This window comes from Bacillus sp. DX4.1 (assembly GCF_030348195.1).
GTDB lineage: Bacteria > Bacillota > Bacilli > Bacillales > Bacillaceae_G > Bacillus_A.
Genome location: NZ_JAUCFT010000008.1, coordinates 3,402,039 through 3,414,951, shown reverse-complemented (window position 1 = coordinate 3,414,951; position 12,913 = coordinate 3,402,039). Strand labels below are relative to the sequence as shown.

The window sequence follows — 12,913 nt, the reverse complement described above, 5'->3', positions numbered from 1 at the left end:
TAATATAATATTGAGGGGAGGTGAATGGAAAATGGCAGATGTTTTAGAGCGTGTAACAAAAATCATCGTAGATCGTCTTGGAGTAGACGAAACAGAAGTAGTACAAGCTGCTAGCTTTAAAGAAGATTTAGGTGCAGACTCCCTAGATGTAGTAGAACTTGTTATGCAATTAGAAGATGAGTTTGAAATGGAAATTTCTGATGAAGATGCTGAAAAGATTGCTACTGTTGGCGATGCAGTGACTTACATAGAGAGTCATCTATAATGTTTGAGTGAAGTCCCGTTTTATAGCGGGGCTTTCTCGGCTTATATCTGGAGGGACCTATGCCGTACCGAAAATATAAAGAAAAAAAATATGAAACAAAATATCGTGAAGCTTTTAAAACGTTTCAACAAAAAATAGGTATTACGTTTACGGATGAAAAATTATTGATTCAAGCATTTACGCATTCATCGTATGTGAATGAGCATCGAAAAAAGCCACATGAAGACAATGAACGTCTTGAATTTCTTGGAGACGCTGTATTAGAACTAACTGTATCGCAGTATTTGTTTCAAAAATATCCGACAATGAGCGAAGGGGAATTAACTAAGCTGCGTGCAGCTGTTGTGTGTGAACCATCTCTTGTCCGTTTTGCTAATGAAATGTCATTTGGTAACCTCGTTCTATTAGGAAAAGGGGAAGAAATGACGGGTGGACGTGAACGACCAGCTTTATTAGCGGATGTCTTTGAAGCGTTTATTGGTGCCCTTTATCTTGATCAAGGATTGGATACAGTTTGGGAATTCTTAAAAGAAATTGTATATCCAAAAATTAATGAAGGTGCTTTTTCTCATGTGATGGATTATAAGAGTCAACTGCAAGAATTAATTCAGCGTGATGGTAGCGGTAACATTGAATATCAAATTCTGCAAGAAAAAGGACCAGCGCACAATCGAGAATTTGTGTCACGTGTAACGTTAAATAGCGTGGCTTTAGGTCTTGGAAGCGGTAAGTCTAAAAAAGAAGCAGAACAGCAAGCTGCTGCAGAAGCATTGAAAACATTAAAAGAACAATTATAAAGAAGCATAAGGAATCCCCCTTTAAATGAGGGGGATTCCTTATGTATAGAATGAAACTTTATCCCGCTATTCGCGGGTAGTAAAACCCCGATTGGTAAGGGCTAATAATCAATGAGGGATGAAGAAAACCCCCACTGATTAAAGTTTCACTTTATTAAAAAAAGAAGAGCTCATTCTTACTTGTATATAAAAGATAAATATAGATCCGTATTTTAGGTTGTTTTTTGGGACACATGGAAAGATATCGTCTATGACAACCGAGAAAAGGGGGAAGGCCTTTCGTGTTTTTAAAGAGATTAGAAATAGTAGGATTTAAATCTTTTGCAGAGCGTGTATCCGTTGACTTTGTTCCAGGTGTAACATCTGTAGTTGGTCCAAACGGAAGTGGAAAGAGTAATATTACGGATGCGATTCGTTGGGTGCTTGGTGAACAATCTGTAAAATCATTACGCGGAGCAAAAATGGAGGATGTAATTTTTGCTGGAAGTGATACGCGTAAAGCGGTTAATGTTGCAGAAGTAACATTAACCTTAAATAACGAAGATCAGCGTTTGCCAATTGAATATAACGAAGTGAGTATCACGCGCCGTGTCTCTCGTTCAGGAGATAGTGATTTTCGTATTAATAAACAGTCTTGTCGTTTAAAAGATATTATTGATTTATTTATGGACTCTGGTATGGGACGGGAAGCTTTCTCAATTATTAGCCAAGGGAAAGTTGAAGAGATTTTAAGCAGTAAATCAGAAGAGCGTCGTGGCGTATTTGAAGAAGCGGCAGGGGTGTTAAAATATAAACTCCGTAAAAAGAAAGCCGAAGGAAAATTAGCGGAAACGCAAGAAAATTTAAATCGTGTGCAAGATATTATTCACGAATTAAGTAGTCAAGTGGAGCCACTTGAAAGACAGGCATCGATTGCGAAGGATTATCTTGAGAAAAAAGAAGAGTTAGAAAAAGTAGAAGCGGCTCTCATTGTATATGAAATTGAAGAATTACATGAAAAATGGGAAACACTTCGCAAACAGTTTGGACATAATAAAGATGAAGAAGTCAAAATGTCAACGCACTTACAAAAAAGTGAAGTAGAGTTAGAAGAATTGCGTGGTCAACTGCAAGCAATCGATGAATCAGTGGATTCGTTGCAAGAGGTTCTTCTTCTTTCTAGTAAAGAGTTAGAGAAATTAGAAGGGCAGCGTGAGTTGTTAAAGGAGCGAAAGCAAAATGCAACTTCGCATTGCGAACAGCTTGAGCAATCTATTCGTGAGTTAACAGGAAAAGTTGGAACGTACGATGGGGATATTGAGGCAAGCACAGAAGAACTAATGAAATTTGCGAGCCGAGTAAAAGAGTTAGAACAGAAACTACAAGACAACGAGAAGCTTCTTTCTGCATATGCAGAAGATTTGGAAGAACAAATTGAACATTTAAAAGGTGATTATATTGAGCTTTTAAATCGACAAGCAAGTTATCGTAATGAACTGTCTATGTTAGAGGAACAATTCCAGCAACAAAATTCTAAAAATCAACGTCTTGATGAAGAAAATGCAAAGTATGTACAGATGCGTATGCAAATTTCAACAAAAAAAGCAAAGCTTGTAGAGAATTATGAACAAGTAAAAGAGAAAATTGCAAACACCATTACAAACATACAAAAGACGGAAGATACGCTTGGGAAATGCAAAGCGCAATATAGTGAAAATGAAACGAAATTGTACCAAGCGTATCAATTTGTTCAGCAGGCTCGTTCCCGAAAAGAAATGCTAGAAGAGATGCAAGAAGACTATTCAGGATTCTATCAAGGTGTAAGGGAAGTATTAAAGGCACGTGATGGTCGGCTTCATGGAATTGAAGGTGCGGTAGCTGAGCTTCTTACTGTGCCGAAAGAATATGAAGTGGCAATGGAGATTGCACTCGGTGCAGCGATGCAACATGTTGTTGTACAAACAGAAGAGCATGCTCGTCAAGCGATTGCCTTTTTGAAACAAAACAGGCATGGTCGTGCGACATTTTTACCGCAAGCGGTTATAAAAGGTAGATCGTTATCTTTTGATCAGCAACGCACTGTAAACCAACATCCATCATTTATTGGAGTTGCAGCAGAGCTTGTACATTACAACAAAAAATATGAAAATATTGTTTCGAATTTATTAGGAACAGTAGTTGTTGCGAAGGATTTAAGAGGGGCGAATGAATTAGCGAAGCAATTGCAATATCGCTACCGCATTGTAACGTTGGAAGGTGATGTTGTAAATCCGGGTGGCTCTATGACCGGTGGAGCTGTAAAACAAGCTAAATCTTCTTTATTAGGACGTCAGCGTGAATTAGAAGAGTGGAGTAAGAAGCTTACTGACATGGAAGAAAAGACGTCTAAGCTAGAAAACTATGTGAAAGCATTAAAACAGGAAATTCAAGAAAAAGAATTGAAAGTGAAAGAATTGCGTCACAATGTAGAAGAAGAGCGTGTAGATGAACAAAAATTAAAAGAAGAAGTAAATCAACTAAAATTAGAAGAACACCGTATAAATGATCGCTTATCTATCTATGATTTAGAAATAGAAGGATTTTTACAGGATCAAGTCAAAATGCAAGGGCGAAAGCAAGAGCTGGGAAAAATTTTATCGGGTCTTCAAGAAGAAATTACACAGCTTGATGAAAAAATCGCTGCTTTAACGAAACAGAAGAGTGAACAGCATTCTTCGAAAGAAAAAGTGCAGACGGAAATGACGGAGTTGAAAGTACAAGCGGCAGAGCAACAACAACGTTTGTCTAATCAAAAAGAGAAAGTAGATCGTCTGACGAAAGAGCAAGAGGAAGCAGAGCGGACACTTGTGAAAACGAAAGAGGATTTAGCGTTCTTAAAACAAGAGATGACATCAAATTCAAGCGGTGAAGAACAAATTACGAATATGATTCAAAAGAAAGCGCATGATCGGAATCAGACATCGGAATTAATCAGTTCTCGTCGTGAGCAACGCCTTACGCTGCAAGAACGAGTAGAGCATTTAGATCGCGAAGTAAAAGAGACAAAAGGGCAACATAAATATATACTCGAGGTTTTAAAAAATCAAGAAGTGAAAATCAATCGTCTTGATGTTGAATTAGAAAATAGATTGCAACATTTACGTGAAACGTATACCATTTCATTTGAAGCAGCAAAACTGAAATACACAATGACGATGCCTGCAGAAGATGCACGTAAAAAAGTAAAATTAATCAAGCTATCAATCGAAGAGCTAGGCACGGTAAATCTTGGAGCGATTGATGAGTATGAGCGTGTAGCAGAGCGCCATACGTTCTTACTGGAGCAACGGGATGACTTAGAAGAAGCGAAGTCAACGTTGCATCAAGTCATTACTGAGATGGATGAAGAGATGAAAAAACGTTTTTCTACTACATTCCAAGCGATTCGTACAGAGTTTCAAGCGGTCTTCTGTGAATTATTTGGTGGTGGCAGAGCTGATTTAGTGATGACAAACCCACAAGATTTATTAAATACTGGCATTGATATTGTAGCGCAACCACCTGGTAAGAAATTACAAAATTTAGGTTTGCTTTCAGGTGGAGAACGCGCTTTGACAGCGATTGCTTTGTTATTTGGTATTTTAAAAGTACGACCTGTTCCGTTCTGCGTGCTAGATGAGGTTGAGGCGGCTCTTGATGAGGCGAACGTAGCTCGTTTTGCACAGTATTTGAAAAAGTTTAGTGATGAAACACAGTTTATTGTCATTACACACCGAAAAGGTACGATGGAAGAATCTGATGTACTATATGGGGTAACGATGCAAGAGTCTGGTGTTTCTAAGCTTGTTTCTGTGCGTTTAGCTGACGAAGAAGAGGTTGTTACGAATAAATAGGAAGGATGGGAAGAATGAGCTTTTTAAAAAAACTGAAAGAAAAGATTTCGAAACAAACGGATACAGTAACAGAGAAATTTAAACATGGACTAGAAAAAACGAGAAATTCGTTTGCGGAAAAAGTAAATGATTTAGTGTATCGCTACCGCAAAATTGATGAAGATTTCTTTGAAGAACTAGAAGAAATTTTAATTGGTGCAGATGTTGGTGTTGGGACAGTGATGGAACTCATCGAGCAGCTGAAGGAAGAAGTGCAGCGCCGAAACATTCAAGATCCGAAAGAAGTACAAGCAGTCATTTCTGAAAAGTTAGTGGGCATTTATAAAGGTGATACTGACTTTAGTAATGAAATAAATGTGCAACAAGATCAATTAACGGTTATTTTATTTGTTGGGGTTAATGGTGTTGGGAAAACAACAACAATTGGAAAAATGGCTCATAAATTTAAATCGGAAGGCAAGTCTGTATTGTTAGCAGCAGGAGATACGTTCCGTGCAGGAGCGATCGAGCAGTTAGAAGTATGGGGTGACCGTGTAGGTGTTGAAGTCATTAAACAAGGATCAGGTTCTGATCCAGCGGCTGTTATGTACGATGCAGTTCAAGCGGCAAAAGCACGTAAAGTAGATGTGTTATTATGTGATACAGCAGGTCGTTTGCAAAATAAAGTGAACTTAATGAAAGAGCTGGAAAAGGTAAAACGCGTGATTGAGCGTGAAATTCCAGGTGCTCCTCATGAAGTATTGCTCGTAATTGATGCAACGACAGGACAAAATGGTTTAAGCCAAGCGAAAACATTCCGTGAGGCGACAAATGTTACAGGTATTGTCTTAACGAAATTAGATGGAACCGCTAAAGGTGGTATCGTATTAGCGATTCGTAATGAGATGAATGTACCCGTGAAGTTTGTTGGTCTTGGAGAGCAAATGGACGACTTACAGCAATTTGATCCGGAACAATATGTCTACGGTTTGTTTGCAAATCTCGTAGAAACAGAAGAAGCATAAGAGGAAGAAGCGGCGTAACCGCTTCTTTTTTATAAAGTGAAACTTTAATCAGTGGGAGTTTTCTTCATTTCCCACTGATTATTAGCCCTCACCAATCGGGCTTTTACGGGCAGTTTATCTCCCGCCTATCTTCCTTGGCTTCCTTAGAATCTTGAGGTGGGGGTATTACTGCCCGTTAATGCGGGATAAAATTTTATACGATGTTAAGAAAAAAACTTGACACCCTTTTCTACTCCATGTAAACTAATGCATGTAAAGGGAAATCACTTAACAAAGGATGATCCAACATGCTCGAGAAAACAACGAGAATGAATTATTTATTTGATTTTTATCAATCGTTGTTAACGCCAAAACAAAGAAGTTATATGTCGCTTTACTATTTGGATGATTTATCTCTTGGTGAAATTGCAGAAGAATTTGATGTAAGCCGCCAAGCCGTGTATGATAACATTAAACGGACTGAAGCGATGCTTGAAGAATATGAAGACAAATTAGTATTACTTCAAAAGTTTCAAGAGCGACAGCGACTTGTTGCAAAGCTAAAACAGCTACTCAGCGAAGAAGAGCATGTAAATGAAGAAATGAAACAAGTTGTTGAAGCTATCGAAAAATTAGATTAGGAGGGCGGCAATATGGCATTTGAAGGATTAGCCGACCGACTTCAACAGACAATGCAAAAAATCCGCGGCAAAGGGAAAGTATCCGAAGCCGATGTAAAAGAAATGATGAGAGAAGTTCGTCTTGCTCTTTTAGAAGCAGACGTTAACTTTAAAGTAGTAAAAGATTTTGTAAAGCGTGTGTCTGAGCGTGCTGTCGGACAAGATGTAATGAAAAGCTTGACACCTGGACAACAAGTTATCAAAGTTGTACAGGAAGAACTTACACAATTAATGGGCGGGGAACAAAGTAAAATTGCTGTTTCCACGAAACCACCAACTGTTATTATGATGGTTGGATTGCAAGGGGCAGGTAAAACGACAACAACAGGAAAACTTGCGAATTTGCTTCGTAAAAAGCATAATCGTAAGCCGATGCTTGTTGCAGCTGATATTTATCGTCCAGCAGCTATTAAACAGCTTGAGACATTAGGGAAGCAATTGGACATGCCTGTTTTCTCATTAGGAGATCAAGTAAGTCCAGTTGAGATTGCGAAACAAGCGATTGCGAAAGCGAAAGAAGATCATCATGATTATGTTTTAATTGATACAGCAGGTCGTCTGCATATCGATGAGGAACTAATGGGTGAATTAGCGCAAGTGAAAGAAATTGCTAAGCCAGATGAAATCTTCCTTGTTGTCGATGCGATGACAGGGCAAGATGCGGTAAATGTTGCGCAAAGTTTCCATGAACAGTTAGGTTTAACGGGTGTTGTTTTAACGAAGTTAGATGGTGATACGCGCGGTGGTGCGGCATTATCTATTAAAGCTGTTACAAATACACCAATTAAATTTGCTGGTATGGGTGAAAAATTAGACGCAATAGAAGCCTTTCATCCTGAGCGCATGGCATCCCGTATTTTAGGGATGGGCGATGTTTTAACGTTAATTGAAAAAGCGCAAGCTACAGTTGATGAAGAAAAAGCAAAAGAGCTTGAGCAGAAAATGCGTACGCTTTCGTTTACGCTAGATGATTTCTTAGAGCAACTTGGACAAGTGCGTCAACTTGGACCGCTTGATGAATTGCTTGGAATGCTTCCTGGTGCAAATAAAATTAAAGGGCTAAAAAATGCGCAAGTTGATGAAAAACAAATTGGGCATATTGAGGCAATTATACGCTCTATGACAAAAGTAGAGCGGGAACAACCGGAAATGATCAATGCTAGTCGTAAAAAACGCATTGCCAAAGGTAGCGGTACAACGGTACAAGAAATCAATCGTCTATTAAAGCAGTTTGAAGATATGAAAAAAATGATGAAGACGATGACAGGCATGCAAAAAGGTAAGAAAAAAGGACTAGGTGGATTGAAGTTTCCATTTATGTAAGGAAAAAAAGATGGCTCTGTTAAGAAAAAATACTTTACAAAGCATTAGTCTTTTTGCTAATATAATTATCTGTGTGAAATAAATTCGGAGGTGCTTTATAAATGGCAGTTAAAATTCGTTTAAAACGTATGGGAGCTAAAAAATCTCCTTTCTATCGTCTAGTTGTTGCAGATTCTCGTTCTCCTCGTGACGGACGCTTCATCGAGGAAATCGGTACTTACAATCCGGTTGCTCAACCAGCTGAAGTGAAAATCAACGAAGAAGCAGCATTAAAATGGTTAGGAAACGGTGCGAAACCATCTGATACAGTTCGTAATCTTTTCTCTAACCAAGGTATCATGGAGAAATTCCACTTATCTAAACAAGGTAAGTAATTGAGACAATGGCTATGAACAGGTTAATCGAAACGATTGTCAAGCCTCTTGTCGATCATCCTGAAGATGTAAAGGTTACACAGGAACTGTGCAGCGGAGAGATGAAGTATCGATTAACCGTACATCCTGAGGATGTGGGCAAGGTCATTGGAAAGCAAGGGCGAGTTGCAAAAGCAATTCGAATGCTCTTGTATTCAGTGGGACATCATAATCATGAAAAAGTTACACTGGAAATTCAATAAATGTAAAAAGGGCGAGGATCTGTTCCTCTCCCTTTTTTAACATTTCAAGAGAAATTGCATGTTCCATATATGGAATGGAGATGCTTAACTTATATAGAAAACAGGGGTGACATGCTGTTTATGACAAAATGGTTTAATGTAGGGAAAATTGTAAATACTCATGGAGTTAGAGGAGAAATACGCGTCATTTCTCGTACGGATTTTCCAGAAGAACGCTATAAAGTAGGAAATGTGTTGTACATATGGAATGATAAAGGAACGGAACCACTTCCTGTAAAAATAACTTCTCATCGTCAGCACAAGACATTTGATCTATTAACGTTTGAAGGTTATAACAATGTAAATGAAGTGGAACAATTTAAAGGCTCCCTATTAAAGGTACCTGAAGATCAACTTGGTGAATTAGCTGAAGGTGAATACTATTACCATGAGATTATTGGCTGTACTGTTGTAACAGAAGATGGAGAAACATTAGGGGAAATAAAAGAGATTTTATCTCCTGGTGCAAATGATGTATGGGTGATTAAGCGTCCAAAAGGACAAGAACTTTTAATTCCGTATATTGACGATGTTGTACTGCAAGTAAATATTGAAAATAAATTAGTAACCATTCATGTAATGGAAGGATTGCTATAATGAAAATTGATATTTTAACATTGTTTCCAGAAATGTTCACTGGTGTGTTCGGGTCTTCTATTTTAAAAAAAGCACAAGAAAAAGAAGCGGTGGAGCTTCGAGTTGTGAATTTTCGTGATTACACGACAAGTAAACATAATAGTGTTGATGATTATCCATATGGGGGCGGGGCTGGAATGGTTTTGACTCCGCAACCTATCTTTGATGCAGTAGAGCATTTAACAAAGGAAACGGAACGTAAACCAAGGGTTGTGTTAATGTGTCCGCAAGGTGAGCGCTTTACGCAGAAAAAAGCCGAAGAATTAGCACAAGAAGAACATGTTATCTTTGTGTGTGGTCACTATGAAGGATATGATGAACGGATTCGTGAGCATCTTGTAACAGATGAAATCTCCATTGGGGACTATGTGTTAACGGGTGGAGAGTTAGCGTCTATGGTCATTACGGATAGCGTGGTGCGTCTTTTGCCGGACGTACTGGGAAATCAGCATTCCCAAGTGGAAGATTCTTTTAGTACAGGCTTGTTAGAACATCCGCACTATACGCGTCCTGCTGATTTTCGTGGCATGAAGGTGCCAGATGTGCTTATGTCTGGAAATCATAAACATATCGACGAATGGCGGCATAAAGAGTCACTGCGTCGTACGTATACACGTAGACCGGACTTATTGGAAGAACGTCCTCTATCGAAACAAGAAGAAAAATGGCTTAAGGAAATCAAAACAGATAAGTAACGACTTCATATATTTGCTATTGCAACAGAACTAGCAATATGCTATTATAACATTTGTGCTACTCAAAGAAGTAGCCGTATTAACGATGTTCCGCTGTAATTTAGTATAGACTTTGCAAGAGCATCTGTTTAAAGGAGAGAATTGAATATGCAACAATTAATCACAGAAATTACAAAAGGCCAATTGAAAACTGACCTACCTTCATTCCGTCCTGGTGATACTTTACGTGTACACGTAAAAGTAGTAGAGGGTACTCGTGAGAGAATTCAGCTTTTTGAAGGTGTTGTAATTAAACGTCGTGGTGGCGGAATCAGTGAAACGTTCACAGTTCGTAAGATTTCTTACGGCGTAGGTGTTGAACGTACATTCCCAGTTCACACACCAAGAATCGCGAACATCGAAGTACTTCGCCGTGGTAAAGTACGTCGTGCTAAGTTATACTACTTACGTAACCTTCGCGGTAAAAAAGCGCGTATTAAAGAAATTCGATAAGACATGTATGGGAGCTTGTAATTGCACAAGCTCCCTTTTTCCAATCTATATGGATTTTTGATATAATACGGGCAGCTTACATAACTGTGGAGGGGAAATGCATGAAGACAGAAAAGAGCTCACTTTGGGAATGGATAAAAGCGATTTTAATCGCTGTTGTGTTAGCGGTTGTGATTAGACAGTTTTTCTTTGCACCAATTCTTGTAGATGGTGTATCGATGTCACCGACACTTCATGACCGTGATCGAATGATTGTAAATAAAATTGGCTATCACATTGGAGAGCCAAAGCACTTTGATATTATTGTGTTCCAAGCAACGGAAGACAAAGATTATATTAAACGTGTTATCGGTTTGCCAGGTGATCGCATTGAATATCGTAATGATAAGCTCTATATTAACGGAAAACCTTACGAGGAGCCGTATTTAGAGAAACAGAAAAAACAGCTTGCTGATGGACCTCTTACATATGATTTTAAGCTTGAAGAAATTACAGGTAAAACAACTGTTCCAAAAGGTCAATTATTTGTATTAGGCGATAATCGTCGTTTTAGTAAAGATAGTCGTACAATTGGGACAATCTCAATCGACCAAGTAATTGGAGAAGCAAATATGTTATATTGGCCATTAAAAGATGCACGTATTGTGAAATAAACGAAAAAAGAAGGTGGCAACATGGTAATTCAATGGTTTCCAGGACATATGGCAAAAGCGAGACGTCAAGTAACAGAGAAGTTAAAGTTAATTGACGTTGTTATTGAACTCGTAGATGCTCGATTACCTTTATCTTCCCGAAATCCGATGATTGATGAAATTATTACGCATAAGCCAAGATTAGTTGTTTTAAATAAAGCAGACATGGCAGATGATCGTGTAACAAAGCAATGGATCACTTATTTTGAAGAAAAAGGTCATAAAGCAATTTCGATTAATGCGCAAGCTGGACAAGGTATGAAAGAAATTACAGCAGCATGTAAATTACTTGTGAAAGAAAAATTTGATAAAATGATCGCAAAAGGGATTAGACCAAGAGCAATTCGTGCTTTAATCGTTGGAATTCCGAATGTCGGAAAATCTACGTTAATTAATAAATTAGCGAAGAAAAATATTGCAAAAACTGGCGATCGTCCAGGTGTTACAACAGCTCAGCAATGGATTAAAGTAGGTAAAGAAATGGAATTGTTAGATACGCCAGGTATTTTATGGCCGAAATTTGAAGACGAAATGGTTGGACTTCGCCTTGCGACAACTGGTGCGATTAAAGATTCTATTTTAAATTTACAAGATGTAGCTGTGTACGCACTGCGCTTTATGGAGAAGTATTATCCAGAACGTTTAAAAGAGCGTTATAAATTAAATGAAATTCCAGAAGATATTGTGGAACTATTTGATGCGGTTGGAAAAAACAGAGGTTGCTTAATGGGCGGCGGAATGATTGATTATGATAAGACATCAGAACTTATTCTACGTGAACTTCGCGGTGGTAAACTTGGGAAAATGACATTTGAAACACCAGAAGAATTTGTAGAAGAGGTATAAAGACGTGCGTTTGTACGTCTTTTCTTTTTTGCGTTATTTTTGATTACGCTTTAACGGTAACCATTGCTTTAAAAATGAGAGGAAGCGGGTACATTCACCGTAAGAATCCAGTTGTCTATCGACGAGAGAGAAGACCTTGATTAATAGAAGTTTCACTTTATAGAGAAATAGTAGATGTATCATTCGCTGTTGGAGCGCACTTTACAGGAGGACACACAAAATGCAAAAGCTAACGATTCAAGAAGTAGAATGTTTATTGCAAGAAATTACAGCAGAAGCAGATGAACGTTTTCAACTGTTAGTAAAGGATGAGCGAAAAGGCGTTCAAAAACAGATTGTGAAATGGCGTAAGCAAAAAGAACATACGGAAAAAGAAAGAGAACAATTTATAGTGATGTCTAAGTTTGAACAGGCGTTACGTAAAAAGGGAATATCGTATATTGCTGGAATTGATGAAGTAGGAAGAGGACCATTAGCAGGTCCTGTTGTTGCAGCTGCTGTCATGCTTCCAGAGGATTTCTATATGCCAGGGTTAAATGACTCTAAAAAGCTGAGTGAAGCGAAGCGTGACCGGTTTTATGAGGGGATTCAAGAACATGCACTAGCGATTGGAATCGGAATTATACCACCTCAGGTAATCGATGAGATAAATATTTATCAAGCAACGAAACGAGCGATGTTAGATGCCGTTGCAAACTTATCATGTACACCAGAACATTTGCTCATTGATGCAATGAAACTTCCCACGCAAATTTCGCAAACGTCTATTATTAAGGGAGATGCGAAAAGTATTTCTATTTCAGCTGCATCTGTGATTGCAAAAGTAACACGTGATCGCATGATGAAGGAGCTCGGGAAACAATATCCGCAGTATGGATTCGAGCAACATATGGGTTATGGAACGAAGCAGCATCTACAAGCAATTGAAACACACGGTGTGTTAGAGGAACATAGAAAAACATTTGCTCCAATTAAAGATACGAATAAAGAATAAGCTG

General features: G+C 38.4%; 14 protein-coding genes. All 14 read left to right on the top strand.

Annotated features, from left to right (window positions below; all coding sequences use genetic code 11):
* Positions 1–31 precede the first annotated feature (31 nt).
* The 14 genes from acpP to QUF99_RS20195 all read left to right on the top strand — a co-directional run bounded on the left by acpP (position 32) and on the right by QUF99_RS20195 (position 12,909).
* The gene (gene acpP, locus QUF99_RS20260) at positions 32–265 is read left to right on the top strand and encodes an acyl carrier protein (protein WP_286121551.1); all 234 of its coding nucleotides are present in this window, start codon (positions 32–34) and stop codon (positions 263–265) included.
* A gap of 59 nt (positions 266–324) precedes the next feature.
* Positions 325–1,062: a ribonuclease III gene (gene rncS, locus QUF99_RS20255; RefSeq protein WP_286121550.1), complete on the top strand. Its 738-nt coding sequence runs from the start codon at positions 325–327 to the stop codon at positions 1,060–1,062.
* Positions 1,063–1,343: 281 nt separating this feature from the next.
* Positions 1,344–4,913 (top strand): chromosome segregation protein SMC, encoded by a 3,570-nt coding sequence (gene smc / locus QUF99_RS20250; protein ID WP_289372327.1) that lies wholly within the window; start codon positions 1,344–1,346, stop codon positions 4,911–4,913.
* 14 nt (positions 4,914–4,927) lie between these two features.
* Positions 4,928–5,917: a signal recognition particle-docking protein FtsY gene (ftsY, locus tag QUF99_RS20245; RefSeq protein ID WP_289372325.1), complete on the top strand. Its 990-nt coding sequence runs from the start codon at positions 4,928–4,930 to the stop codon at positions 5,915–5,917.
* Between the two features lie 287 nt (positions 5,918–6,204).
* Complete coding sequence (locus QUF99_RS20240) at positions 6,205–6,537, top strand: putative DNA-binding protein (RefSeq protein WP_286121547.1); 333 nt, start codon at positions 6,205–6,207, stop codon at positions 6,535–6,537.
* A gap of 12 nt (positions 6,538–6,549) precedes the next feature.
* Positions 6,550–7,899 (top strand): signal recognition particle protein, encoded by a 1,350-nt coding sequence (ffh, locus tag QUF99_RS20235; RefSeq protein ID WP_289372323.1) that lies wholly within the window; start codon positions 6,550–6,552, stop codon positions 7,897–7,899.
* 101 nt (positions 7,900–8,000) lie between these two features.
* A complete protein-coding gene (gene rpsP / locus QUF99_RS20230; protein ID WP_289372321.1) occupies positions 8,001–8,273 on the top strand; it encodes a 30S ribosomal protein S16 in 273 nt (90 codons plus the stop codon).
* Between the two features lie 14 nt (positions 8,274–8,287).
* Positions 8,288–8,515, top strand: a complete 228-nt coding sequence (locus QUF99_RS20225; RefSeq protein ID WP_286121544.1) for a KH domain-containing protein — start codon at positions 8,288–8,290, stop codon at positions 8,513–8,515.
* Positions 8,516–8,635: 120 nt separating this feature from the next.
* A complete protein-coding gene (gene rimM / locus QUF99_RS20220; protein WP_289372320.1) occupies positions 8,636–9,151 on the top strand; it encodes a ribosome maturation factor RimM in 516 nt (171 codons plus the stop codon).
* On the top strand, positions 9,151–9,885 hold the full coding sequence (gene trmD / locus QUF99_RS20215) for a tRNA (guanosine(37)-N1)-methyltransferase TrmD (protein WP_289372318.1): 735 nt from the start codon (positions 9,151–9,153) through the stop codon (positions 9,883–9,885). The genes rimM and trmD overlap by 1 nt, the downstream gene beginning before the upstream one ends.
* A 147-nt stretch (positions 9,886–10,032) precedes the next feature.
* Entirely contained in the window at positions 10,033–10,377 is a 345-nt protein-coding gene (gene rplS / locus QUF99_RS20210) for a 50S ribosomal protein L19 (protein ID WP_002014524.1), read from the top strand.
* Positions 10,378–10,478: 101 nt separating this feature from the next.
* On the top strand, positions 10,479–11,030 hold the full coding sequence (lepB, locus tag QUF99_RS20205; RefSeq protein WP_289372315.1) for a signal peptidase I: 552 nt from the start codon (positions 10,479–10,481) through the stop codon (positions 11,028–11,030).
* A 21-nt stretch (positions 11,031–11,051) separates the two neighbouring features.
* Positions 11,052–11,915, top strand: a complete 864-nt coding sequence (gene ylqF, locus QUF99_RS20200; protein ID WP_289372314.1) for a ribosome biogenesis GTPase YlqF — start codon at positions 11,052–11,054, stop codon at positions 11,913–11,915.
* A 220-nt stretch (positions 11,916–12,135) separates the two neighbouring features.
* Positions 12,136–12,909, top strand: coding sequence for a ribonuclease HII (locus tag QUF99_RS20195; RefSeq protein ID WP_289372312.1), 774 nt, complete (start codon positions 12,136–12,138; stop codon positions 12,907–12,909).
* Positions 12,910–12,913 lie beyond the last annotated feature (4 nt).